Origin of the sequence: Paenibacillus sp. FSL H8-0034, assembly GCF_038000305.1 — a bacterium.
Lineage (GTDB): Bacteria > Bacillota > Bacilli > Paenibacillales > NBRC-103111 > Paenibacillus_S.
Genome location: NZ_JBBOBS010000001.1, coordinates 4,068,674 through 4,094,637 on the forward strand (window position 1 = coordinate 4,068,674; position 25,964 = coordinate 4,094,637).

General features: G+C 45.9%; 17 protein-coding genes. 16 read left to right on the plus strand and 1 reads right to left on the minus strand.

Translation table 11 applies throughout. The features are described 5' to 3' along the window. Positions 1–45 precede the first annotated feature (45 nt). The 8 genes from NST47_RS18505 (at position 46) to NST47_RS18540 (ending at position 9,796) form a co-directional block, all read left to right on the plus strand. A complete protein-coding gene (locus NST47_RS18505) occupies positions 46–1,098 on the plus strand; it encodes an iron-siderophore ABC transporter substrate-binding protein (protein WP_341156420.1) in 1,053 nt (350 codons plus the stop codon). A gap of 299 nt (positions 1,099–1,397) precedes the next feature. Then, positions 1,398–4,706 (plus strand): S-layer homology domain-containing protein, encoded by a 3,309-nt coding sequence (locus NST47_RS18510; protein ID WP_341156421.1) that lies wholly within the window; start codon positions 1,398–1,400, stop codon positions 4,704–4,706. A 348-nt stretch (positions 4,707–5,054) separates the two neighbouring features. After that, the gene (locus tag NST47_RS18515; protein WP_341156422.1) at positions 5,055–5,792 is read left to right on the plus strand and encodes a class I SAM-dependent methyltransferase; all 738 of its coding nucleotides are present in this window, start codon (positions 5,055–5,057) and stop codon (positions 5,790–5,792) included. Between the two features lie 177 nt (positions 5,793–5,969). Next, the gene (locus tag NST47_RS18520) at positions 5,970–6,572 is read left to right on the plus strand and encodes a DUF1349 domain-containing protein (protein ID WP_341156423.1); all 603 of its coding nucleotides are present in this window, start codon (positions 5,970–5,972) and stop codon (positions 6,570–6,572) included. A gap of 489 nt (positions 6,573–7,061) precedes the next feature. Beyond that, positions 7,062–7,823, plus strand: a complete 762-nt coding sequence (locus NST47_RS18525) for a DeoR/GlpR family DNA-binding transcription regulator (RefSeq protein WP_341156424.1) — start codon at positions 7,062–7,064, stop codon at positions 7,821–7,823. A gap of 82 nt (positions 7,824–7,905) precedes the next feature. Further along, a complete protein-coding gene (locus NST47_RS18530) occupies positions 7,906–9,000 on the plus strand; it encodes an alcohol dehydrogenase catalytic domain-containing protein (protein WP_341156425.1) in 1,095 nt (364 codons plus the stop codon). Between the two features lie 94 nt (positions 9,001–9,094). Continuing rightward, a complete protein-coding gene (locus NST47_RS18535) occupies positions 9,095–9,259 on the plus strand; it encodes a glycerophosphodiester phosphodiesterase family protein (RefSeq protein ID WP_341159697.1) in 165 nt (54 codons plus the stop codon). A gap of 3 nt (positions 9,260–9,262) precedes the next feature. Continuing rightward, positions 9,263–9,796, plus strand: a complete 534-nt coding sequence (locus NST47_RS18540; RefSeq protein ID WP_341156426.1) for an MgtC/SapB family protein — start codon at positions 9,263–9,265, stop codon at positions 9,794–9,796. A gap of 100 nt (positions 9,797–9,896) precedes the next feature. On the opposite strand, the gene NST47_RS18545 is transcribed toward NST47_RS18540, so the two are convergent. Continuing rightward, positions 9,897–10,730, minus strand: a complete 834-nt coding sequence (locus tag NST47_RS18545; protein ID WP_341156427.1) for an alpha/beta hydrolase — start codon at positions 10,728–10,730, stop codon at positions 9,897–9,899. 369 nt (positions 10,731–11,099) lie between these two features. Between NST47_RS18545 and NST47_RS18550 the strand changes: the two genes are divergently transcribed. The 8 genes from NST47_RS18550 to NST47_RS18585 all read left to right on the plus strand — a co-directional run bounded on the left by NST47_RS18550 (position 11,100) and on the right by NST47_RS18585 (position 25,937). After that, positions 11,100–14,249 (plus strand): glycoside hydrolase family 2 TIM barrel-domain containing protein, encoded by a 3,150-nt coding sequence (locus NST47_RS18550; RefSeq protein WP_341156428.1) that lies wholly within the window; start codon positions 11,100–11,102, stop codon positions 14,247–14,249. 27 nt (positions 14,250–14,276) lie between these two features. Beyond that, positions 14,277–16,970, plus strand: coding sequence for a glycoside hydrolase family 78 protein (locus tag NST47_RS18555; RefSeq protein ID WP_341156429.1), 2,694 nt, complete (start codon positions 14,277–14,279; stop codon positions 16,968–16,970). A 229-nt stretch (positions 16,971–17,199) separates the two neighbouring features. Continuing rightward, on the plus strand, positions 17,200–19,035 hold the full coding sequence (locus NST47_RS18560) for a cache domain-containing sensor histidine kinase (RefSeq protein WP_341156430.1): 1,836 nt from the start codon (positions 17,200–17,202) through the stop codon (positions 19,033–19,035). A 97-nt stretch (positions 19,036–19,132) separates the two neighbouring features. Then, positions 19,133–20,494, plus strand: coding sequence for an ABC transporter substrate-binding protein (locus NST47_RS18565; RefSeq protein WP_341156431.1), 1,362 nt, complete (start codon positions 19,133–19,135; stop codon positions 20,492–20,494). 256 nt (positions 20,495–20,750) lie between these two features. Then, a complete protein-coding gene (locus NST47_RS18570) occupies positions 20,751–21,620 on the plus strand; it encodes a carbohydrate ABC transporter permease (RefSeq protein WP_076236190.1) in 870 nt (289 codons plus the stop codon). After that, a complete protein-coding gene (locus NST47_RS18575; RefSeq protein ID WP_341156432.1) occupies positions 21,617–22,483 on the plus strand; it encodes a carbohydrate ABC transporter permease in 867 nt (288 codons plus the stop codon). The genes NST47_RS18570 and NST47_RS18575 overlap by 4 nt, the downstream gene beginning before the upstream one ends. 40 nt (positions 22,484–22,523) lie before the next feature. After that, complete coding sequence (locus NST47_RS18580) at positions 22,524–24,107, plus strand: response regulator (RefSeq protein ID WP_341156433.1); 1,584 nt, start codon at positions 22,524–22,526, stop codon at positions 24,105–24,107. A 69-nt stretch (positions 24,108–24,176) separates the two neighbouring features. Next, positions 24,177–25,937, plus strand: a complete 1,761-nt coding sequence (locus NST47_RS18585) for a hypothetical protein (RefSeq protein ID WP_341156434.1) — start codon at positions 24,177–24,179, stop codon at positions 25,935–25,937. The last annotated feature ends 27 nt before the right edge of the window (positions 25,938–25,964 follow it).

Consider the following 25,964-nt stretch of genomic DNA (forward strand, 5'->3'; position numbering starts at 1 on the left):
TGAATGATAATCAATGTCAATTAGATGAAAAGGGGAGATTTCAGCATGTTCGATACACAAGCACATCAAGGGAAGCGCCATTGGCTGCTGATTACAGCTCTGGTTTTAACGATGGTATGGATCGTCACGGGCTGCGGAACTACGGGTACAGGACCGAGTACGACGGAAGCAGGAGTAAAGCCGGCTGAGAATAAGGGTACAGCAGCTTCGAATCAGAAGGATAGCCCCAAGGAGCGTACAGTTAAGCATAAGCTGGGTGATGTTAAGATCCCGGCCGAGCCCCAAAAAATAGCTGCGCTGGTATATGCCCATGCGGATCATCTGCTCGCACTTGGCATCAAGCCTCACGCGCTGGTCACTCAGACAGGAACGGAGTTTCTGCCTTATCTGAAAGATCAGCTGCAGGGTGTTAAGCCGCTCGGTCTGGCACATGAACTGAATCTGGAGGCTGTATTGGCAGCCGAGCCTGATCTTATTATTGCCAACACAGGCTTTCATGAGAAAACGTATGATTCGCTCAACAAGATCGCTCCAACGGTACTGCAGGAAAATTATCTGGATGCCATGGAGTGGTTTCGTGACACAGCCAAAATTGTAGGTAAGGAAAAAGAAGCCGATGTCGTGGTCAAGCAGCTTCTTGATAAAGCGGCACAAGCCAAAGAAAAGCTTTCCAAGATGGCAGGCAATCAAACGGTAGCTTTTGTAAGGGTTAGCGGTAAAGAATTGTCTGTTGTTGGAATTGAGGAACAAAATCGCGGGAAAATGACCTACTTCGGCAGTCTGTTGTATGAGAACGTTGGACTTAAGGAGCCGGACTATAAAGCAATGGGGATTGAGTTTAAAAAGTCGATTGCGACCATTTCAATGGAAAAACTGCCCGATTTGAAGGCTGATCATATCTTCATGCTCGTTCGTGATGGAGCCGACAATGAAAAAGTATGGTCGGAGCTGCAGCAAAATCCGATTTGGAAAACCCTTCCGGCTGTAAAAAATAATCATTTGTATGTAGTCAAGGATTCAGCCAAATGGTTCGCAGGGTACGGACCCATCGCTTTTAGTCAAATAATAGACGAAGCTGTTACTGCTTTGAGTAAATAAGAAACAATAGACAAATACTTGCAGCCGTCGAGAGGTAATTCTAACAGTTCCAACTGTGGAATTACCTCTTTTTATTAGATGTTCATATGGAGTTGTGAGGGACTTGATATTTATACCCAAAAAATTTAGTTATTTAAAGCGATAAATGAAAAGGAATCAAAAAATAAATGTCGAATAATGATGGAAATGCACGAATAACATAATTTCCTGATCGTACAAGGAGGTGTCAGTGAACAATCAAGTCTGATATAGTCTGTCAAAATTAAACAATGAATGGATGGTAGAATTTGAAACTTCACATGAGTCATCAACTTGCTAAAAAGACTTTTTTAATTATTTTAGGTTTTTTACTTTTCACTTCCTCCCTCGGTATGTTTAACCTCCCTGTTTCTGAAGCGGCGCCCGATGGTCCTAAAATCAGTACTGTTAAATCAGGCGGCTTTCAAGGGATAACGGTAGACTCGAGTGGCAATCTTTATTATGTAAAGTCAACAGATGCTACAAAAATTTATAAGCTCACGACTGCAGGCGTGGAAAGTGCCTTTGCTTCTTTGGCTTCGACGACTTATCAGCTTGTTATCGACGCTAACGACAATATTTATGCGGCAGCTGCTTCAGGGCTAAAAAAAGTAGATCCTTCAGGAGTGGTCACAACAGTTGCAGGCCCTACCAATATGAGTTCGAATATGGCACTAGCAATCGACAGCTACGGCAATTTGTTCTATAGCAACGGCTCATTAAACAGTCTCTATAAGGTGAACCCTCAAGGAAATGTTACGACTGTAGCGACTGGCTTTACCCAGATTATGGGGATGGCCGTGAATTCCGATGGCACTATCTACGTATCTGAATATACGACGCACGAAATAAAGAAAATTGACACAAACGGAAATGTTACCGTCGTAGCAGGAACTTCTGGTACTAGCGGGTACTCGGGCAATGGAGGGCAAGCAAGCAGCGCCAAGCTGAAAGGTCCTCACAATCTGATTATCTCCGACGGTCAGCTTTACATCACGGAATTTGATAATTTTGTTTTGCGGAAGATCGATCTTGCTAGTGGAATTATCAGTACTGTAGCGGGAACAGGCGTAACCGGCAATTCAGGTGACGGTGGTGCAGCTAATGCTGCCAAGCTCGGCAATGTTTGGTCAATCAGCGAAGATGCTTTCGGCGTTTTATATATCGCGACCACTGATGGTCTAAGAAGCGTGTTTGTTCCGGGTACACTTGATGGAACCGTTCAGGACGGGAATAACAACCCGGTCAGCGGGGCAACGGTCACCATGGTGGGCGGTTTCACGTCAACATCAGCCACAACCGATGCGTCAGGAAACTTTACTTTTAACAATGCTTTTCCGGGTTCAAAGAAACTGACTGTCACAGCCTCCGGCTTCGCTGATGGAACAGCGACAGCAAGCGTTATGTCAGGTATGAGCCACAGCACCGGAACGATTAAGATTGGAGCCCATGTAACCGGTGTAGCACTGGATCAATCTGCACTATCCTTGTCGGCAGGTGGAAGCACAGCTGCATTGAGTGCAGTAGTAGCGCCAAGCAACGCCGGAAACAAGAGCGTGACTTGGTCAAGCAGCAATTCCAACGTAGCGGCAGTAGACAACAACGGTTTGGTTACACCAGTAGCTGCAGGTACAGCAACAATTACAGCAACAACGGATGAAGGGGGATTTATTGCTTCCAGCACAGTCACGGTGAGCAGGACACTTAGCGCTCCGACTGGATTAACATCAACTGCCGATGACGGGCAGGTGACATTAAATTGGTCCGCAGTACCTGTGTCTGGAGTAGTGACTTATAACGTATATAAAGCTACCGTATCCGGTGCGTACGGCTCCGTAGCTGATGCAACAGTAAGCGGCGTTACATATAGCTACACAGCAACAGGGTTGACGAACGGTACAACCTATTACTTCGTAGTTAAAGCAAAATACGATGAAGGGATCAGCGGAAATTCCAATGAAACCAGTGCTACTCCGGTTACCATTAATACCCCGGTTTCCAGCAATGCTGCCTTGAGCAGTTTGACCTTATCGAGTGGTACTCTGGTACCTGTATTCGATAAAGCACAGACAGCCTATACAGCAACAGTAGCGTATGGCATTAGCAGCGCTACCGTAACAGCTTCCGTGTATGAACCAGGATCCAGCGTAAAGGTGAATGGCGTTGCCACGACAAGTGGAGTAGCCTCTGCGGAGCTTCCATTGAGTTTAGGAGCCAATACAATTACTGTAGAAGTAACTGCACAAGACGACATTACCCAAAAAACCTACACAATTCTGGTCACACGACTTTCCGGAAATCAATCGAGCAGTAGCGGTGGTACGTCAACATCATCCTCTAACGGTACACAGGTTGTTATAGACGGTGTCGTACAAGAGCAGTTAGCCACAGGGAAGAAGGATAATATAGGTGGTCAAACTGCAACCATTATTACCATTGATAATGACAAGGTGATTGCCAAACTTGAGAAAGATGGGAACAAGGTATTCACAATTCCTGTTGCAGGTAACTCGGATGTAGTGGTAAGTGAATTAAATGGCAAGCTAGTGAAAGCAATGGAAGGTAAAGACGTTGTTATCGAAATTAAAACAGATCTTGGAAGCTATACACTTCCTGCCACGCTAATTAATATCAACAGTATTTCAGCCCAACTGGGTAGTAATGTAAAACTGGAGGATATTAAGATTAGCATCAAAATAGGTTTATCCTTGCCAACGACAACTGCAGCCATACAAAAATCAGCTGCGGATGGAGCGATGTTGCTTGTAGGGTCACCTATGGATTTCGAGGTCACAGCGATTTTGGATGGTAAAACGGTAGTGGTTAACCAATTCCAAAGCTATGTTGAGCGCAATATTGCACTCCCAACTGGAAGTGACGCTTCACAGGTAACTACAGCTGTTGTATTGAATACTGATGGTTCTCTGACCCATGTGCCTACAAAGCTGGTAACGACTGATGGTAAAACGAATGCAATCATTAACAGCTTAACAAATAGCAGTTATGCACTTGTTCTAAGTCCAAAAACATTTGCTGATGTAGAGAATCACTGGAGTAAACAAGATGTGAATGATATGGCTTCCAGACAAATCGTTCAGGGGGTAACCAACGAAGCCTTCCAACCGGACAAAGCGGTTACTCGCGCAGAGTTTGTTGCTATTATGGTGAGAGCTCTTGGTTTGAAGCCTGGTTTGGGAACTGATGCACCGAAGGATATTCAAGTATCCGATTGGTATGCTGGTGTCGTTCAAACCGGTGTGTCATACAAATTAATCAGTGGATACGAGGATGGAACCTTCCGCCCTAACCTAACGATTACGAGAACCGAAGCATCGACTATCGTGGCTCGTGCATTGACGATTGCCAAGCTGAACCAAGGAATGAATGATGTCGAAGTAACGAAGCAATTAGAATTGTTTGCAGATGGTTTTAAAGTTCCGGCTTGGGCAAAAAATGATCTTGCAATTGCTGTGAAAAACAGCATTCTTCAAGGCGATAACGGAAAAATTATGCCAGATGACAACGTTACTCGCGCTCAAACAGCTGCTATGCTGAGAAGATTGCTGCAGCAAGCTAACTTGATCAATTAATAATTTCAGCTGCATGTACTTATACATGTACAAAGAAACGTGCTGTCTTGCCGACTGCTAAAGCTACTGCGATGCTTGTTCATATTACGAGGTCAACCAGAGATTACTGGTTGGCCTTTTTTACGTGTAGTTTTATGATGGTGGTAGTCGGGAGCATGAGCAGGCATATTAGGCTACAACACATATATTAAATATATGGATTTAGATTAAAAATATATTATATCTATAATTACCTATAGATTACAATAATAACAATGTTAAGCTAAAAACAGGGAAGGATTCTTCACATGAGCGATACGAAAAAGATCCTAAGAGGTTTACAATCGTTGACAGGACCTTTTCTGCATTTTGCTGCAAATTGGTTACCGGAAAGCAAAAAAGCGCGAAGGTGCTTCGTATGAAAGTGTGACAGATAAGCTGCTTCAGGATCAGCTGAACTATTATCGAGAACGAGCTCCAGAGTATGATGACTGGTGGTACCGTCGTGGCACATTTAATCATGGGGACGAAGCCAGCCGAATCTGGTTCGATGAGGTCAGCATGGTTAAGGATGCTTTTAAAGCTGAGCATTTTCAGGGTGACTTCCTTGAACTTGCGGCGGGAACCGGTACTTGGAGTTGTTTGTTCTTAAAAGAAGCCCGGACACTGACAGTTGTAGACGGCTCCGTAGAAATGCTTTCGCATAATCCGGTAGTTGTTGAACCCAATGTGAGGACGATCAGTGCTGACCTTTTCAGTTGGTCTCCTGATCAGTTGTATGATTCAGTTGTTTTTACTTTTTGGATATCGCATTTACCAAGAGAGAGACTGGTTGGCTTCTTCTCCATGGTATCACGCTGTTTGAAGACCGGAGGGGAAATGTTCTTTGTTGATGATCGAGCAGTAGCAGTAACCCGTGAGTCTCATGTGGTGGGAGCATCTGGGCGAGCGATGGTTCGGAAGTTTAATAATGGTGATCATGCCACTATAGTAAAGAATTTCTTTGGCGACAAGGAGATTGAGCAAATTGCGGCTGATGTGGGAATTGAACTGTATGTGCATTGTACCCCAACATACTTCCAGTATGGGATAGGGTCGGCTGCCTGAATCAGTACAACTGGAAGCCTGGGCATTCGAAAACTGAAGTTGAGAATGGGTATCATATTTCCACTTACAGTGGTATCGTATATGGTTAAGGTGCAGCATTTGCTGTATTCTTGCTGTGGCCAGCATACAGCTTATCGTTGTATAGTTGAATATTAGGAGAACAAGGAGATCACAATGATGACGAAGAAGAGAATGGACTGGGATGCAGGAACATGGATCAATTTACCTCTGTCTTCCCGGAAAGAAGGAGATTTCCTGAAGGTTGTGCCTGAACAGGGAAAAGACTTCTGGAAAAAGACTTTATATGGTTTTGAATATGAGGATGGGGCTGCTTTATTGGCGGATTGGGATAACACCGCGGTGGAGGTATCGTTTCAACTCGGATCATTTACGGAGCTATATGATCAGGCAGGCATTCTGTTGTATCATGGCCCGGAGCAATGGATCAAAACAGGGATTGAAATCAACGACGGCATTCCCCAGCTTTCCGTAGTCGTAACCGATGGCTATTCAGACTGGTCGCTTGCGGCTGTGCCGGAGTGGGTTGGGGAGGAGGTCACACTACGCGCCTCTATAATGAAGGATGCTGTGATTATCCGGGCACGGACGGAGCATCACGGCTGGCGTACGATTCGTGTAGCACGTTTTCCGTACGATACCGGAAATCAGGCTGGTCCCTATACCTGTTCGCCAACCCGTGCTGGCTTTGAGGTCACCTTCACTCACTGGTGCTTTACGGAGCCGGATCAAGACCTTCATGTTGATCCCCCTGTAGAATAAACTTGTGTACGTCAAGAGAGCGCCTAACCGTTGTAAGGCAGAACGAGAACGCGTGTTGGGCGCATCGGTTTTTACAGTAGGCGTGGTCCATTGGCCACGCCTGGTGGCCATGGAGGCGGCCAGGAAAAAACCTTAAGATTAAGAGTAATTGTCGTACCGATAATACAATTCTGTTCGATGTGATGAACCACAGCTAGCAATGCTCATCCTGTAAGCGATTACACAGCGCTTCATCAATAATAACATAATAGAGCATATTATTAAATATTAAATTAGTATATCGAGCTTAAATGAACATTTATGAAATTTAATAGAAGGTAGGTAATTCTTTCGTTTTATCATTAATTGTGCACTAATCATAAAAGGAGTACAGGAAATTTTGAAAATAGTATTGACAGAAATGTTTACCAGTGATAATTTAAAAGTACGAATATGAGCATAAATGAACATTTAATTGCATGCTAATGTTTGTTTGAAAGGGGCATGACCATGTTACCTGCTGAAAGAAAATTGAGAATTGTAGAATTTGTAAGACAGCATCGTGCTGCTTCAGTTGCAGCATTAGCCTTGGAATTTGATGTTCATGAAGCGACCATTCGCAGGGATTTGGCTGAGGTAGAGCAGGAAGGACTGCTTAAGAGAACTCACGGCGGGGTTATTGTGGAGCAATTGACACATAATGAGCCTTCCTTTAATGAGAGGTCCAATGTGCAGCTTGAGCAAAAGATGCGAATTGGCAAGATGGCTGCCAGCATGGTGGAGGACGGAGATCATATCATCATTGATTCAGGTACAACTACACTTCACATTGCTAAGAACCTGATTTACCGCTCCAACATTACAGTTGTAACCAATGATATGAATATCGCAGCAGAGCTGCGTGATTCCCCGGGTATCAAGATTGCGGTAACGGGTGGCGATCTGTATCCCTCAAGCTTTATGCTCAACGGGATGTTTACGGATCAAGCACTTCGGTCGCTGCATGTATCCAAAGCTTTTATCGGTACACCGGCCATTCATCCCAAGCATGGATTAATGCATCCGGAAGCCCAGCTTGTTCTCGCCAAGCAAGGAATGATTAACGCGGCACAGGAAGTAATTGTAGTTGCCGACGACACCAAAATCGGTAAGCTTTCCCTGCATACGGTTACGCCAAATTCAACTATTCATTCTTTAATTACAGGCAAGGATATTACGGAATATGACAGAAAGCAATTTCTGGATTCCGGAATGAATGTCATTCTTGTTTAACTTCCAATGATTCTTTCGAGATTGCTCGTACCATCTCGAAATTTCATAAATAGATATAAAATAAACGGAGGTGTGTTAGTTAGTGGTCAGCAGAATAACCGGTACCGTACCTTCAAGAACTCTACGCTTAACTAAGCCGAGTGAGATTCAAGAGTTGGTAGTTGAAAGGGAAATTCGCAAGAATGAAGTTGCTGTGGAGCCAACTATCGCGAGTATATGTCACGCTGATCTGCGTTACTTTAGTGGACAGAGAAAGCCGGAGATATTGGCCAGAAAATTACCAATGGCCTTACTGCATGAAGGGATTGGCACGGTTGTTGAAAGCAAGTCAACCAAACTCTCCAAAGGTCAGCGAGTGCTCATTGTTCCTAACTTACCGGGCTATTTGCTTCGCGGGATTGAGCCTGAGGAATGTTGTCCAGCATGCAGGAATGAGATTGAAGATAACTATTGTTATCACTCTGAATTTCTGGGGAGCGGTACGGATGGGATAGCGCAAAGCCGATTGGTGCTCCCTGAGGAGTGCGCGATTCCGATTCCCGATTCGATACCTGACGAAATCGCTGTTTTGGCGGAATTATGCAGCGTTTCCAATAGAGCCTTAAGAAGCGTCAGTCACCTGTTGGATCGGGGGCGCATCGCAGTATTCGGTGATGGACCAGTCGGATATTTAACAGCAGCCATGCTGCATCATGTGTATTCAATCGATAGGGATCGTTTAGTCGTATTCGGAGCCATACAAGAAAAGGTGGACCAATTTACTTTTGCAACAACAGAGATGGTGCAGAACTACGATTTCTTATCTGGTGAGAAAGTTGATATCGTGGTGGAATGTACAGGCGGGCGATTTAGCGAAAGTGCTATCAATCAGGGGATCGATATTCTAAAGCCTGGGGGTCATCTCATAGCGATGGGGGTTAGTGAAGATCTCGTACCGATCAATACAAGAGATGTGCTGGAGAAAGGAATTACGCTTCACGGCAGTAGCCGAAGTTCGGTTAGTGATTTCAAACAAGTACTGAAGATTATGGAAAACACAGATTGTCAGGAAACGTTAAGAAAATTGCTTCCGGAGAAGTATACAGTGGTGAGCACGGCAGAAGACCTTGCTGGCGCTATGGAATCTGCCATGTCTCACAGGGACTGGAAAAAAACAATCCTCGACTTTCACTGGTGACACAGTGAAAGTCGTATAAAGAATTGTATCATATAACTGAATAATTGTTAATAATGGTGATTGAAATCCTTTTTCATTTTGTAAACGCAATCACATCTTTGTAGCGGCACATAGAGGATTAAAATCCGATTACCCGGAAAATACACTGCTTGCCTTTCAAAAAGTACTTGAGTCTGAAGTGGATATGCAGATTCGGGGTCAGATAAAAAATAGGGAGTTGACTGACTCGGTTATTGATGTGGAGGCAATTACGGATTGAAGGATGGGACTGGAATTGATCGATATGTGGCATAACGTATTTTCGGTAACTCATTTTGAAATGTATCTACGCATCTTGATGAGTGCTTTTGTAGGTTTTATTATTGGATTGGATCGTGAAACCAAAAATAAACCGGCTGGTATTAAAACATTTATGTATGTTTGTGTATCCAGCGCATTATTAACAATTATTTCGATATACAGTGTGGAGCAGTATAGTTCGGAAACGAACCGGACCATGATGGATCCCATGCGTTTGGCGGCTCAAATTGTAGCTGGCCTTGGATTTCTGGGAGCTGGTGTTATTCTAAAGGACGGCTTTCAAGTGAAGGGGTTAACTTCGGCAGCTATGATCTTATTTGTAGGCGGTGTTGGTATTGGGATCGGCGCCGGGTTTTATGGACTCATTGTGTTTACCGTACTCATCTCCATGGTTGTGGCTCGAATGGGCAATTATATCGAAACCAACCGACTTGCGAGATCGAAATTGGTTCAGTCGGAGAACAGCATCACACGTTCGGATGCTTCCGACTGCTGATTGAGAGAGGCTAATCCAACAATAACAAAAACATCCCTGACCATGGCTGGCGTCATAGCGCTGCAGTTGGTTCGGGGTGTTTTTTCGCTTTCTGATTTCGTTAAACAAATGATGCTTCTAAAGAATGTGCGAATTCCTGTGGCTTTTGTGCATAGCCTAAATGACCACCAGCAATCAAATGAATGGGTAAACCAAGCTTTTCAGATAAGTCCTTGACAACATCTTGTGGGAATGAGCCAACGGAATCTGTTCCATTGAATAAGATGATTTTATCTTTTTGCTCTGCCAGCTTATTTAAATCGATTTTACGACTTGTGTATTGGCGAATTTCATACTTAAACCAATACAACATTCCTTTAATAACAGGATTATCAGTATTTTCGAGCGTGACTGCTGGTTTGGCCATCATCGTGGCATCAATTGGAGCAATATGCAAAGTTTCGCCAAATAATTTCATAGCTGCTGCCATGCCTTCTGTTTGGGCAGTTTCAATAATTTTATTATTATTTGTTGCCCAATCTATTGAATTAGCCAAAAACGTGTTGATGGGTGGTTCATGGAAAGCAATTTTTTTAACAATATCAGGATGATCCTGCAGGGTTTCCATAGCGACAATGGCACCAGAGCTACTGCCAAAAATAAAGACAGGTTCATGACTCAAGTGTTTGACTAAAGCAGCTACATCATTAGCATCAGTTTCAAGACGGTAGGTGCTGTGTGGATTCGCAGCCTCTTCTGGCAATGATTCTGTTAATTCACTGTGCGAATAGCCGCGACGGTCATAAGTTACGACTGTATATTGGTCTCGTAAAAATTTTGCGATGCCAGCAAAAATATCACCGGTCCCATTAGCTCCTGGAATCAAGATGACAACAGGTCCTTGACCAACTGTTTCGTAATATAAATTAGCGCCATTGACGTTTAAATAGCTCATAGTAAATCGCTCCTTACAAATGTATTTTGGCTATTAATAGGTGAAAAAACGTTGCTAGATTGACTCCATTTCAATTTCTATTATTTACCGTATGAATGACTTCTATTCCATAATCGTTATAGATGCTGAACTTAGTGAATTGAAGTGGTAGGCGTTTCCAGTCGTTTCTTCTACGGGCAAACGGATTTCAACAATTACACCTCTCCCTGCAGCATCATTGTTGGCGAATTTCATAGAAAATTGATTACCATACGCCAGCCTGTACCGGCGGTAAACATTACAGCATATAGCTTAAATACGATAACAGAAAGACAAACATAAGAGGTCGGTATTGTGAATGGTTTCAAAGCAGGTTTTTATTTATGATAATTGAAAACGATTACACAATCCGCTGGAGGCTTCGATATGCATGATGAAACCAAGGAAATACCAGACTGGGCAAATCTACAAGTACTGGAGAGAGGCTTACTGCCCTCTCATGCTCATTTGATCCCTTACGATAGCTGGGAGCATGCTTTAGAGCAATCCTCTGAGGCGTCCGCCTATTATCAGGGATTGAATGGAGATTGGCCGTTTATGTATGCAGAATCTCCGATCGAGGCACCGCTGGATTTTATGGACCCAGACTATTGTACGGCTGATTGGCCTGTGATACCCGTGCCCTCCAATTGGCAGCTGCATGGGTACGGACGACCGCATTATAGCAGTTGTCCCTATCCATTTCCCATTGACCCGCCTCATGTGCCAAGTCGTAATCCGGTAGGCTGCTATCGTCGAGCCTTTAAGGTAGCCGACACATGGTCCGATAGACGAGTTCATCTGGTTTTCGAAGGTGTGGATTCAGCATTTCATGTATGGATCAATGGACAGCTTGCAGGTTACAGTCAAGGCAGTCACTATCACGCTGAATTCGACATTACTTCCTATGTGCAGCCTGGGGAAAACAGCTTGTCTGTCCGCGTCTATCAATGGTCGGATGGAAGCTATCTGGAAAGCCAGGATAAGTGGCGGCTGAGCGGAATTTTCCGTGATGTGTATTTACTCTCGTATCCTAATATATCGGTTCGCGATGTATGTGTTCAGACTCGAGTGGCGACAGGGAATAGCTGTGCAGAATTGGATATTCGCGTGGATACTGCTAATCGGTCAGGTAGAAGCGACCTTAAGCCTTCTAAGCTGAGACTGACATTGCTGGACGGACAGGAAAAGCAGGTTTTTGACCATTATCATATGGAGTTAATCGACCCACAACCGGGCAGGGAGCAGGTCATTCAGGTTGTGGAGCCTATTGAAAGTCCACTTCTGTGGTCGGCTGAGACACCGAACTTGTATGTACTTTTGTTAACCTTATATGATACAGAGCAAACGATATCTGAAGTATTGAGGGTCTCGGTAGGGTTCCGCGATATCCGGATTGAAGCAGGGCAGATGCTGATCAATGGCAGTCCGATCACGATTAAGGGTGTTAACCGTAATGAGTTTGACCCCGATCTGGGATATGTGACTACACTGGAATCGATGAAGCGGGACATTACTATTATGAAGCAGCATCATATCAATGCAGTTCGTCTGTCTCATTATCCCAATGATACAAAATGGTTGGAGCTGTGCGATAGCTATGGGCTGTATGTTATCGATGAAGCTGATCTGGAGACGCATGGTTTTCATTTTATAGGCAATGAAGGTTTTTTATCCTCACATCCGGATTGGGAAGCAGCCTACGTGCAGCGAGCCGAACGAATGGTGGAGCGGGATAAAAATTTTCCGTCAATCATCATGTGGTCGCTTGGCAATGAATCCGGTTATGGTCCGAATCATGATAAGATGGCACAATGGATTCGAGCGATGGATACCACCCGACCTATTCATTATGAACGGGCATATGATGCCCCGGTTGTCGATATCGTCAGCAGCATGTATCCGTCTGTGGCAATGGTTATTGAAGAGGGACAGAAAGACGATCCACGTCCTTATTTGATGTGCGAGTTCGGTCATGCGATGGGGAATTCGACTGGCAATTTGCAGGAGTACTGGGACGCTATTGATAAGTATCCCCGGCTGCTGGGAGGATTGATTTGGGAGTGGGCCGATCAAGGCATTCGTCAGGTTGATGAGCAAGGCCGAGCTTGGTACGCTTACGGTGGTGACTTTGAGGATGAGCCGAACAGCGGTCATTTTTGCCTGGATGGGTTGCTATTCCCGGACAGGAGCTTGAAGGCAGCTATATTGGAATATAAAAAGGTGATCGAGCCTGTTAGGATTGAAATGGTAGAGGAAAGCGACAAGGATAACAACACAATTGATTTGGGAACAACTTCAGGAGCTTCTCAGCATCGAGTAATAAAGATCAAGAATAAATACGACTTTTTGACCTTGTCTCATCTTGATGGTGAATGGCAGCTGCTCCGTGATGGTAGGGTCGTGATGTCAGGTGAACTGCCGTTACTGCAAACACCTGCGGGTGCAGAAGAGAACATAACCGTAATTTTACCCGTAGATGCCATGTTACTGGGAGGCGAATATTGGCTGCATGTTCGTTTCAAGCTAAAGAACGATACACTATGGGCACAGAAGGGGCATGAAGTGGCCTGGAGTGATCTCATTTTAGGGTACATCAAGCAACCCAGTAAGAACGTGGAACCCTTACCGCTGCTCAAGCTGGAAGAAACGTTGGACTCCATAAGGATAGGAGACTGCGGTTTCTTAATCACGTTTAGCAAGGTTCAGGAAATCATCTCCTCATGGCGCTTTAAGGGATTGCAGCTGCTCTCCGCTGGACCTGTTATTCATCTATGGAGAGCACCTGTTGACAACGATGTTCATTTGGCCAAGGAATGGATCAAGGCTGGATATAATCGTTTGGTGATTCAGCAGCGTCATCTTATGATCGAACCTCCCGGTGAACAGGGTGCACGACTTATTGTACAAAGTGTAATCGGTGCAAGAGGTGAACCCATTGCCTTCCGATCACAGACAGTGTATACGTTTACAAGCAGTGGTGAGCTTATACTGGAGGTTAATCTCGAGCCAAGAGAAGGACTGCCGCCGCTGCCGCGATTTGGAATTGAGCTGCGAATGCCAGTGGAATTTAACCAATTGAACTGGTTTGGCAGGGGCCCGCATGAATGTTATGCCGATCGCAAGGAAAGTGGAAAATTGGGTATATACAATGGCTCTGTGCAGGAGCAGTTCGTACCCTACATTAAACCTCAGGAAAATGGAAATAAATCCGACGTGCGATATGCCAAGGTAACGAATCATGAAGGAATCGGTCTGTTGTTCAGCGGACTGCCATTATTCGAATTCAGTGTTCATCATTATGAGACCAAGGATATGACCTTAACGAAAAATGTTCATTTATTGACACGTGTTGAGGAAACGATTATCAAGATCGATGCTGCGCAGAGCGGATTAGGCAATCATAGCTGTGGCTACGCTCCCACACTGGAACCTTATTTGATTGAAGCAAAACCTATGAAATTTACAGTGCGTATACAGCCCGTGCAACGAGACTTATAGACTTAAAAATCGAATGGAGGTTTCACGATGACAATTCGTGTGATTGCTTGCAAAACGGAATATATGACAAACCCGCTGGGCCTTGACGAGCGTAAGCCAAGACTATTTTGGCAGCTGGAGACGGAGGAGCGCGAGACGACACAAAAGGCTTACCAGATACTGGTTGCCAGTACACGTGAAAAGCTGATTCATCATGAAGGTGATTTATGGGATAGCGGTAAAGTTGAGTCTCGGCAATCGGTTCATGTTGTGTACGAGGGCAAGCCGGTGAAATCGGAAGGCGAATATTTCTGGAAGGTACGCGTCTGGGATCATCATGGACGTACCTCGGAATGGAGCGAAATCGCGTTTTGGACAATGGGCATTTTATCACGTGGAGAATGGAAGGCAACCTGGATTGGACGGAAAGCGGAAGAGGATATCGATATGCAGCCATCTCCTTATTTTCGCAAGGAGTTTACAGTCAAAGGACCGGTGAGACGTGCCGTAGCTTACGCAACAGCGCTTGGACTGTTTGAATTAAGGGTTAATGGAGAAGCTGTCGGTGATCGTTTTGCACCGGGCTGGACGGATTATGATACACGTGTTCAGGTATCAGCCTTTGATTTGACCGACAAGCTTCAGGAGGGTGCAAATGCTTTCGGTGCGATTCTTGGTGACGGCTGGTACTCGGGATATGTCGGATTTTTGGGGAGAAGTGTGTATGGGGAAAGACCGTTTTTCCTTATGCAGGTCAATATTGATTATGCGGATGGATCCAGAGAAAGTGTTATCACGGATGCAAGCTGGAAAACAGCGAGGGGACCGATTCAATATTCGGATATGATTAAAGGTGAAACCTATGACGCCCGTCTGGAGCTTACTGGCTGGGATCGTCCAGCCTACAACGATTCTGCATGGGAGGAGCTGGATATCCGCCCCGGCTATAACGGATTGCTGGTTGCCGCCGTCGAGCCGCCGATTCGCATTACACAAGTTGTAAGGCCTGTTGATGTTAGAAAGACGGAACAGGGCAGCTATATTTATGATATGGGACAAAATATGGTCGGTTGGACCGAACTCAGAGTCAAGGGAGAGCGCGGTACGAAAATTACGCTCAGTCATACGGAGATGCTTAACCCTGACGGGTCGATGTATCTGGACAATCTACGTGAGGCCGTGCAGCAAAACCACTATATTTGTAAAGGAGAAGGGGAGGAGCGTTATGAGCCCCATTTTACATTCCAAGGCTTTCGCTATGTGGAGCTGATTGGATATCCGGGAGAGCCGGGGCCGGATGCTGTAATTGGGAAAGTTGTGCATTCCGATACACCACTCACGGGTAAGCTTACAACCTCTGATAAAATGGTCAATAAGCTGTACGCTAATATTATGTGGGGTCAGCGAGGCAATTTTCTTTCTGTGCCTACGGATTGCCCACAGCGAGATGAACGTCTGGGTTGGACAGGGGATGCGCAAATATTTGCCCGTACAGCCTCTTATAATATGGACGTATCGCGCTTTTTTACCAAATATATGTGGGATGTGATTGACAGTCAGCAGCCCTCGGGAGCATTTGCCGATGTGGCACCGGATGCCGGTTGGATTCGTTATAAAAACTGGAGTACTCGCTTAAACTGGTTTGCTCCCGACAATGCGGGCTGGGGGGATGCGGGGGTTGTTATTCCCTGGACACTTTATTTGATGTATGGAGATACAGAAATCCTGCGGACCCATTATGCGGCTATGGTCCGCTGGGTCGAGTATTTGCAGGCGAATACGAATGAGCTCGTTCGGCCCAATTATGCCAACTACGGAGATTGGCTGTCCATTGATGCGGATACACCGAATGAAGTGCTGGCAACAGCTTACTTTGCCTACAGCACAAAGCTGCTTGCGCAAATTGCCGGGGTTCTCGGTCACGCAGCCGATGAGCTGCATTACCACTCCTTGTTTGAGCAGATTGCCGCGGCATTCCGCAATGCCTTTATCGACAGCGAAGGACAAATTCACGGAAATACGCAAACCGTTTACGTATTAGCCCTTCAATTTGGACTGTTGACAGAGCCGCTGCGGCAGCAAGCAATCCAGCATCTTGTGAACGATATCGAGCGCCGTGGCAACCGATTATCGACTGGATTTCTCGGTGTAGGCTATTTACTGCCGGCGCTCACTGACAATGGCAGACTGGATATTGCCTATAAGCTGTTGAGTCAAGAAGCATTCCCATCCTGGATGTATTCTATCAAGCATGGAGCGACAACGATCTGGGAGCGTTGGGACGGCTGGACCGAAGAAAACGGCTTTCAGACGCCAGGCATGAACTCGTTCAATCACTATTCGCTTGGATCGATAGGAGAATGGATGTACCGTTATATGGCTGGTATCGATACAGATGCTGAGCAACCCGGGTTTCAGCATGTTGTTATCCGCCCGCAGCCAGGAGGAAGCTTGACTTGGGTTCAAGCAGATTATGATTCGTTATACGGTACGATTTCTGTGGAATGGAGCGTATCCGACCGTGGGACATTCCGTTTGCAGGTCAAGGTGCCAGCCAATGCAGCTGCCACCGTATATGTACCGGGCAGCGGAGTACAGGTCGATGGAGTTGAGATTCAGGCTGACAGCATAGGTACGTCTGTTGTAAATGGCTGCTACCCTCTGGGTGAAGCAGATGGTGTCTCCCGATTCCGAATCGGCTCAGGTATTTATGTATTTGAGAGTGCAGGGTTTCCTGCATAAAACAGTTTACAGAAATCAAGCGGCGTTATATCGTTAGTATAGCGGTACGGACATAGTGAGTAGTGCTTAAGGCTACGCCTATCCGTAAAAAAGCAGACAGGATCGAAGCAGCAGAGCGGCAGCGCTTATGCTGGCTTCCTTTACTGTCTGTAGTTGTTTATGAGCAGAATAAGGACTGTTCAGCGCCACCAATTTCATGTACCTATATCCCCATTTGGGAGGAGACACCATGCGCATACATCTAACAAAAGGAATCTTGGGAGCAGCTCGTTCCTTATTTACGAGTATTCGGGTGACGCTGCACTTAAGCTACTTTGTTGTCATATTGCTCGGAATTACTTTGGTCGGAACCGTTTCCTTCTACGTCTCCTATCAATCGATGCTGGAGCGTGTGGAGTCGGCAAGCTTTCAGATTGTCAGGCAAATCGAGAAAAATATGGATAACGATTTTCAGAACAAACGAAATCTGCTGCTCGCTCCCTACTACAATCAGGAATATATAGATGGAATCAACGCTTACGCGACGATGGACGAGCAGGCCCAATTTCTGTTTCGACAAAAAATCGGCGACTTGTTTTTAAAAAGCTTCAATATTACCCCGATACGCGATTTTAAGCGCTTTCAAATTTATTACAGCAGCGGCGAGCTTCTTAATGCATCAGATGCGTACAAAGCGATCGCTGCCAGGGATGTACAAAATGCCGATTGGTTTCGCCAAACGGTAGCCAAGGACGGACGTGTTCATTTTAACGGTCCGCTCACCAGCATGCCTGCAGAAACAGGGGAAGCCGCTTATTCTTCCTCGCTGCTGATTCGAGACTTCTCGAATCCGGTCAATTTTATTATCGTGCGTGCGGAATACAATGATGCATTATTTCGCAGTATAGGTCAGAACGATAACCTGTCCGCCAGCAGCCGCATCGTTATTTTGAATGAGCATAATCAGCAGGTTTACAGTTCCTCTGAGCGTCCGGATACGGCATCAGAGCCAGGTATGCTGTCTCTTATTAACAGTGAAAGCGGCAAGTTCTGGTATGGAACCGGTCAAGAGGAAAGGCTGGTTGCTTACACACGTTCCGATTATTCCAATTGGAAAGTGGTGCTGGTCACGCCGAAAAAAGAAATATTCGGACCCTTGGATCAAATCAAAACGACGACTCTGGTTACCGCATTGATTGCGTTTGTCGTAACCTTATGTATTTCTTTATTGTTTGGAAGAAGCATTACCAATCCGATTCTGGACTTATACAAATCCGTGAACCGGGTCAAAAGAGGCGATTTTTCAGTTCGTGTTCATGTGACAAGAAGTGATGAAATCGGGCGGATTGCGACGAATTTCAATGATATGCAGGATGAGCTGCAGACGTTGATTGAATCCAAATACATTTACCAGATCAAGCTGCAGCAGGTGGAGCTGGCGATGCTGTACTCCCAGATCAATCCACATTTTCTGTACAATACGCTGGATAGTATCAAGGCGATGGCTGATTATTACAAGGTTGAGGATATTGGGGACATGGCTCAATCGCTTGCCGATATGTTTCGGTATAACACCAAAAGCAAGGATGAGGTTGTGACACTCCGTGATGAGCTGGAGCAGATTGAGGCTTATATGAACATTCAGCGGACGCGGTTCGAGGATAAGCTAGCCTACGAGCTGGACATTGAAGAGGAGCTGTATACGTTTGCTATTCTCAAAATGACGCTGCAGCCACTGGTGGAAAACGCCGTCTTTTATGGAGTGGAGCAAAAGCTTGGCAAAAGCACGATCCGAATCACTGCCCGCAAAGCGGATAACCATATGCTGCTGACGATTAGCGACGATGGCGTAGGGATGAGTGGGGAGCGTTTACAAGAAATCCACGCCAGATTGGGCGAACCCTTCTATATGGAGCATCTTCCAGTCGCCGCATTCGAGGGTGGTATTGGTCTCAGAAATGTGTATGCTCGTTATGCGATCAGGCTGGGCGACCAATTTGAGTTCCAAATCGATAGTCAAGCTGGACATGGAACCTCGGTGACACTCAAGCTGTCAGCGGAAAATTCACTTACCAAACCACAGTAAGAATATTCAACATTAATGGTCGAAATCATGGATATGGCTTTGGAAAGCGTTTGCATATAATCAAGTTGTAAGCGATTCCTTGAGGAGGTCTAAATAAATGAACAAGAAGAAAACGGTGGTTTCGTTGTTGGCGTTCTGTATGACGGCAGCGGCTTTGGCCGGTTGTGGATCAAGTAATACAGCAGCCCCAGCGGTCGACACTAAGAAAGCGGATACAGGAGCGGCACCTGCGGCGACAGAGCCAGCGAAGAAAAAAGATCCCGTTACTCTGACATTCGTCATCGCGAACACGGTCGATGCTGCGCCTTTTAACAAAATTTTTGAAGCCTACCAGAAGCAAACCGGCAACAAAGTCGAGCTGCAAGCGCTGCCAGGCGGCGAATTCGATAACATGATGAAAACCCGATTTTCCACAGGTGATTTTCCCGATCTGTTCCTGATGCAGCCGGGTACGAAGCAGAATGTTAAATTGAGAGCGGAAGAAACACTGCAGGAGTGGTCAGGCAGTGCTGATATATGGGATCGGATTATTCCTTCGATGAAAGAGTTTCAAACGACTCCTGACAAAAAGATTTACGGAGTTCCCTTTGGAGCCACGGGAATGATGGGCATTTACTACAATAAAGATGTGTTCAAAAAAGTAGGGGTTGAAGCGCCCAAAAACTACGCCGATTTGATCGAGATAGCGAAGAAAATCAAAGGCGCGGGAATTACTCCTTTCTATGAGGGTGTGAAGGACGGCTGGCCGCCGCAAATTTTTTACTTTACCGGTTGGGTGTCCAACGTCGACCCTGTTATTGGCGATGCAGGTGTCCAAAAGCTGGAGAAAAACGAACTGAATCTTGCAGATATACCTGAGCTGAAAGACTTGTTCGCCAAGCAAAAGGAACTGAAGGATTTGGGTCTGTATCAGGACAACGTACTGGCTGGGACCTATGATGAGCTGCAAAATGGAATGGGTGACGGCAAGGTAGGGATGGCTTTTATGCTGGATGGCATCATCCCGCAGCTGGAAAAGAAATTCGGCAAGCCCTTCGTCACGGATAAAATCGGGTTCTTCCCATTCCCATCGGCTAAGGATGCAGGTACTGCGTTAATCACGCCTCCCAATCAGCTGATGATTCCGACCAAAGCCAAAAATGCCAAGGAAGCAGCTGAGCTGATTAAATTCATGATTTCACCCGATATGGTTAACCTGTATTACCAGGCAGCACCTGGCATTCCTATTTTCAAAGGCGCCAAAAGCGAGCTGTATCCGGTTCAGCAAACGGTTAACGATCTGATTGCTGCCGGCAAATCGAAGGTGAATGTTCAGAATCGTCTGACGCCTACCTTCGCTGATTTCCAAAAAACACTTCAAACCTTCTTTATTAATGGCAGTGTCGATGCGGCTATCAAGGAATTTGATGCCAATTATAAGAAGGATGGTAAAGCCAAGCGCCTTCCTGGATTTGAGTAAGAGGGGAAAAAGGTCGGTTGCTTCAGAGAAGGGGTATGTCTCCGGTCGCTGTTGAAATCGTGAATTTGGATCATATCAAGTGGTGTATTCACGATTTCAAAGGCGAACGCTACGCTCCTCCATCACACCCCTTCTCTTCCGCTCTCCCTTTTTTGAAGCAGGTGATATAAAGATTAGTTCAAAACTCTTATTTCAAAACTCTCAAGCAAATGCTGACGAAGCAAATTTTCTTCAAAAATTTTGAGGAGGTGAAGACATGGGGAAAAATAAGTATCCACTCTATTTTTCATTTCCTGCGCTCGCTGTTTTCCTGTTATTTTTTATTACACCAACTATAATTGGGTTTTATTACAGCTTTACCGATTGGAACATCAACGCACCGAACATCAAATTTATCGGCTTGGATAATTATAAAGAGCTGATGAAGGAGCCAAGATTAGCAACGGCTTTCTCCAATACGTTGATTTTTGCGGCGGTAGTCACGGTGATGCAGAACGTTATCGGTTTAGGTCTGGCTTTGATTTTGAATGAGGCTCTGAAGCTGCGCAATTTGCTGAGGATGATATTTTTCCTGCCATACGTGATCGCGCCTCTTGTTATCGGCTATATTTTTCGTGCCATTTATCATCCTGAGCATGGTATTGTGAACGTGGTATTGAAGAGTACGGGGCTTGGGTTCCTCTCGCACGATTGGCTGAATGATCCAAGCTACGCTTTGTTTTCCATTATCGTGACCGATCTTTGGCGTGTTGCTGGATTTTCGATGGTTGTTTACTTGGCAGGGCTGCAGTTTATTCCGAAAGATCTGATTGAAAGCTCGTCCATTGACGGTGCTAATTATTGGAGACGTTTCCGCAATATCGTATTTCCGCTGCTGGCTCCTGCCTTTACGGTGAATGTACTGCTATCGATGATTGGCTCGATGAAGGTATTCGAAATGGTCATGGTGCTGACCGAGGGTGGACCCGGCTATACGACGGAAGTGTTCTTCACTTATATACGAGGGATGTTCAGTACTGGTGAGTTTGGTTATGCCACGGCAATCAACATTATGCTGTTCCTACTGGTCAGTGCTGTGGGAATACCTGTGCTCGCTGTGATGAAGAAAAGGGAGGTGGAGATGTGATCACAGAACAAGCTGTACAGAGGCAAATGGTCAAAAGCTATAAGCCTAAGCGGCGTTTGGGACTGATTGTGCTTGAATTGGTGGCGATTGCTTTGGCGCTGCTCATTCTGATCCCTTTTCTGATGATTCTGGTCAATTCGTTCAAGGGTATACGTGAATCCGCCTTGTTCGCACTATCGCTTCCTACGGTTTGGCAGTTCGATAATTATAAGGAAGTGTTCAGTCAAGGCCATATCATGCGCGGATTTTCCAACAGCTTGTTGATTTCTGGTCTTACCGTGGTGTGTGTCAATATATTTGCCTCCATGGCCGCGTTTATTATTCAGCGGAGGGACTCCAAGTTTCTGCGCGGTTCTTTTTATATGTTCATTATGGGCTTAATTGTGCCAGTGTCGATCATACCGACCATCAAGCTGATGGGAGATCTGCATATTAAAGGAACTTATTTTAGTTTGATTATGTATTACACGGCTGTATTGCTGCCCTTCTCGGTATTTCTCTTGGTCGGATTTATGAAATCGATTCCGCGGGAGCTTGATGAAGCGGCGCTGCTGGAGGGCTGTGGTTATTTCCGACTGTATGCCCAAATCATTCTGCCGCTGCTGATGACCGTGCTGGTCACGGTTACGATTGTGGTGATGGTCTCGGTATGGAACGATTTTTTTGGACCCTTTTACTTAATGACGGATAGTACGAAGTGGACCTTGGTGCTTTCGATCTTTAATTTTGTTACGATGTTCAGTACGAATTGGGGTGTTGTGTTCGCCTTTATGGTTATTGTTGTAGCTCCCATATTGGTCATATACCTGCTGCTGCAAAGATATATTATCGACGGATTAACGGCGGGGTCAATGAAAGGGTAATCGGATTCGAATTACTTTTACTCAGAAAGGAGGTCCAGCCATGTGGAAAGTCGTGATTGTCGACGATGAGCGTTGGATCCGTAGAGGGCTGATCCAATCGATTCCATGGGAACAATTTGGACTCGAGCTTGTGGGAGAGGCGGGAGATGGTCAGGAGGCGTATACGATCGCGCTTGAACAGAAGCCGGACCTGCTGTTCTTGGATATGCGGATGCCAGGCTTGGATGGTAAAGAGCTGATTGCCATGCTGAATCGCGATATGCCGGAGCTCCTGACCGTTGTGGTCAGCGGATATTCGGACTTTGAATATACGAAGGAGGCCATTCGCCATAAGGCTTTCGATTATTTATTGAAGCCGGTCAAGAAGGAAGAGCTCGCTGCACTGCTGGAAAAAGCAACTGCTGAATTAGCCAAACGTGAGAACGAGAAGCGACAATCTTCTCTGGATCATAGGGAGGATTGGCTGCAGCGAATATTGTTTCAAGCGGATGCCGAAGGTGGAAGACCTGATGATCAGGAGCACTCACAGCTTCCTAAAGAGTGGACAACAGGTGAGTCCTTCGTGCTTGTAGGGCAGCCGGATATATACCGGGAGTGCTCGGAGCAAGCGAAGCTTTTGCAGCCTCTTCGGGAGCAGTTGAATCGAACCCGGCCGTTCCTGTTTGGAGGACGCTGGAACTATGTGGTAACGACGGCTCCTGATGGTTCCAGGGAATTGGTGATGATCATCACAGGAGCGCGCTTACAGCAAGAGGAGATCGTGAAGCTCAATCTGTCACTTCAGACGGTGTTGAAGCAGGCGGATCATCATGGCTACAGCTTTGGTATTAGTGAAAAAAGAACAAATCTTCAGCACCTGAGGGAAGCCTATTTGGAAGCCAGACTTACATTAAAGAACAAATGCTTGAGCGCGGCTGGAACCATTCTCTTTACAGGGCAGGAATCCGTGTCTTCGACGGACGTGTACCCCCAAGAAAAAGAAAACGCTTTTTTACTATCGCTCCATATGGGCAATAAAGAAGCAGCCGGACAGGAGTTCGAACAGCTGTTTACTGCATTTAGTAAACATACGATGACCGTGGATCATATGCAGCGGAGTGCTATTTTACTGATCCACTCTATTGAAAAACAGCTGCGGGCCACAGATACAAGACTTCAGGAGGTATGTGGCAAAAATCCGCTGATGTACACGGAAATCATTCAGCACCGCAATGATGCAGCTTCGGTCAAGTCGATTTTTGACAATGAAATCCTTCCTCATGTGCTGACTTATTATTCACGCTCGGGTGAGAAGCAGGGGGAGAGGGTGGTTCGAGAGGTGCAAAAATTAATTGAGGCCCATTATGACCAGCCGCTTTCACTGCATCAGATAGCCACTAGTCACTACATGAATACCGATTACTTAAGCCGTTTGTTCAAAAAAACGACCGGTCACAATTTTGTTGATTATTTGATGGATATCCGGATTAACAAATCCAAGGAGCTTATGAAGCTATCGAAATATAAAAATTACGAGATCGCACAAATGGTTGGCTACGAGGATTATCGCTATTTCAGTCAAATTTTCAAGAAAAAAACCGGGATGACGATTGGTGACTACCGAATATTAGCCGAAATTACTTAAAAGTCCGGTGAAGAAACGAGCGCAGCGAGACTTATTCATCGGACTTTTAAAGATAGGGAGAGAACAACTGTGGACACTGTTAAAAACGATAATTTGAACAGGGATGATCATAAACGATGGATCCCGGATACACTTATGCTGGAGGAGCGTGCGCGAGCTGCCATTAATGCGATGGTAGGCATGGCCGATAGCGATCATAATTACATTCCCTTTTTCGGGGCGGATTTGATGAATAAACCGTCAAAAATGTCGCATGGAGATTGGGACTACGGTTCCTCACATGGCAGAATGATTGACGGACTGATCCTTGCCCGCCATATGTCGGGTGAAACCTTCGGTGCAGAGGTGGAGGCACGTTATCGGGCCAATCTGCTATCTTTCTTCAAGGAAGACGGGATGAGCTATCGCCAGATCAATCCGACCCGGAATTGGGAGCCGAACGCCAATCTGATCGATCAACGCGCAGTTATTTTATCGTTGACGACCTGGTTTATGGAAACCGGCGATGTGGCGGTTAAGGAAGCGGCGGATCGACACGTAGCTGCATTAAAGCGGATCGCGATCAAGGAGCGTGATGTCTGGTACTACCCCGCTTCAGAGTATAAAGAAACCGGCTGGCCTTCTGCCAACGGTATCCAGCTGCGGCTGGCGCCGGATCCTGCTGCCTTTTGCGGACGTTTGGTGATGCCGCTCTTAAAATATCACGAGCTGACAGGCAATCAGGATGCATTTGATTTGTGTCAATTTTTTACAGCTCTAATTATCGAGCGGAGCGGTGTCTTCAATCAGGATGGCAGCTTTAATGATTCACTCGCCTATCGCAGCGGTCATTTTCACACACGTATCGGTACTTTGGATGCGATAGCGCGGTTTGGCGCTTTTACCGGGGATGCGGCAATGATCAGCTGGGTGAAAAAGTGCTACGATTGGGCGCTGACCAAATCCACAGCCTTCGGCTGGACGCCTGGAGATTTGCATGAGCAAGCCTACGAGCACGAAACCTGCTCATTGGTCGATTTGATCGCTACCGGAATTACGCTGGCGAAGAGCGGTTATGTGGAGTACTGGGGTGTGGTCGAGAGGTTCCTGCGCAACCATTTGGCGGAATCGCAGTTATTGGATCTCGATTGGGTAGAGGATTCGGATGATCAATCCAACGATATTCATGCTCATACCACTTATTTCCAAGTAGGTAAACGTACCAGAGGAGCGTTCGCCGGATATTCGGCACCGAATGATTTTGTCTGTGATGTGAATGAAGGCCGGGGACATACAAGTGATTTGCAAATATGCTGCCTCGGCTCGGGTACACGGGGGCTATTCATGGGCTGGAGCAACAGCGTGACGGAGAAGAACGGGACGGTCAGCATCAATTTCCTGTTGAATCGGGGCTCCAAATGGCTCGATGTCAGCAGTTACCTGCCACATGAGGGTAAAGTCGTCATTGATGTTCATATGGATATCCCACGATTATTGATTCGGATTCCGGAATGGGCCGGTTTTACGAAAATTCGCTTTACCCGCAGCATTGATGGTGTTGAAACGGAAGGCAAAGGCAATGAGGAGAGCAGATGGGTGAACAAGCATTTCCTGGTTCTCGGACCCGCTGCGGCTGGAGAGACCATCACAGTGACGTTCCCGCTCAGCTATCGCCGTACGCTCGAAAATGCAGTCGGACAAACGTTCGAGACGCAGTGGCGCGGCGATGATGTCGTCGGTATTACACCGCAAGGAACGAAGAAGCCGCTATACAGCGGGCGTAAAGTATATAATGAAGCGCCCATGCGCGAGGGTGAGTACCGTCGGCTGGACAAGGAATTTGTATGGTAACCCTTAACGTAAAAAAATTAATCTGTT

Bases quoted from the DNA above. Each gene is read 5' to 3' on its own strand.
- NST47_RS18545 (WP_341156427.1), bottom strand. From the start codon at position 10,730: ATGAGCTATTTAAACGTCAATGGCGCTAATTTATATTACGAAACAGTT.
- NST47_RS18560 (WP_341156430.1), top strand. From the start codon at position 17,200: ATGCGCATACATCTAACAAAAGGAATCTTGGGAGCAGCTCGTTCCTTA.
- NST47_RS18520 (WP_341156423.1), top strand. From the start codon at position 5,970: ATGACGAAGAAGAGAATGGACTGGGATGCAGGAACATGGATCAATTTA.
- NST47_RS18510 (WP_341156421.1), top strand. From the start codon at position 1,398: ATGAGTCATCAACTTGCTAAAAAGACTTTTTTAATTATTTTAGGTTTT.
- NST47_RS18580 (WP_341156433.1), top strand. From the start codon at position 22,524: ATGTGGAAAGTCGTGATTGTCGACGATGAGCGTTGGATCCGTAGAGGG.
- NST47_RS18555 (WP_341156429.1), top strand. From the start codon at position 14,277: ATGACAATTCGTGTGATTGCTTGCAAAACGGAATATATGACAAACCCG.
- NST47_RS18565 (WP_341156431.1), top strand. From the start codon at position 19,133: ATGAACAAGAAGAAAACGGTGGTTTCGTTGTTGGCGTTCTGTATGACG.
- NST47_RS18505 (WP_341156420.1), top strand. From the start codon at position 46: ATGTTCGATACACAAGCACATCAAGGGAAGCGCCATTGGCTGCTGATT.
- NST47_RS18525 (WP_341156424.1), top strand. From the start codon at position 7,062: ATGTTACCTGCTGAAAGAAAATTGAGAATTGTAGAATTTGTAAGACAG.
- NST47_RS18540 (WP_341156426.1), top strand. From the start codon at position 9,263: ATGGGACTGGAATTGATCGATATGTGGCATAACGTATTTTCGGTAACT.
- NST47_RS18570 (WP_076236190.1), top strand. From the start codon at position 20,751: ATGGGGAAAAATAAGTATCCACTCTATTTTTCATTTCCTGCGCTCGCT.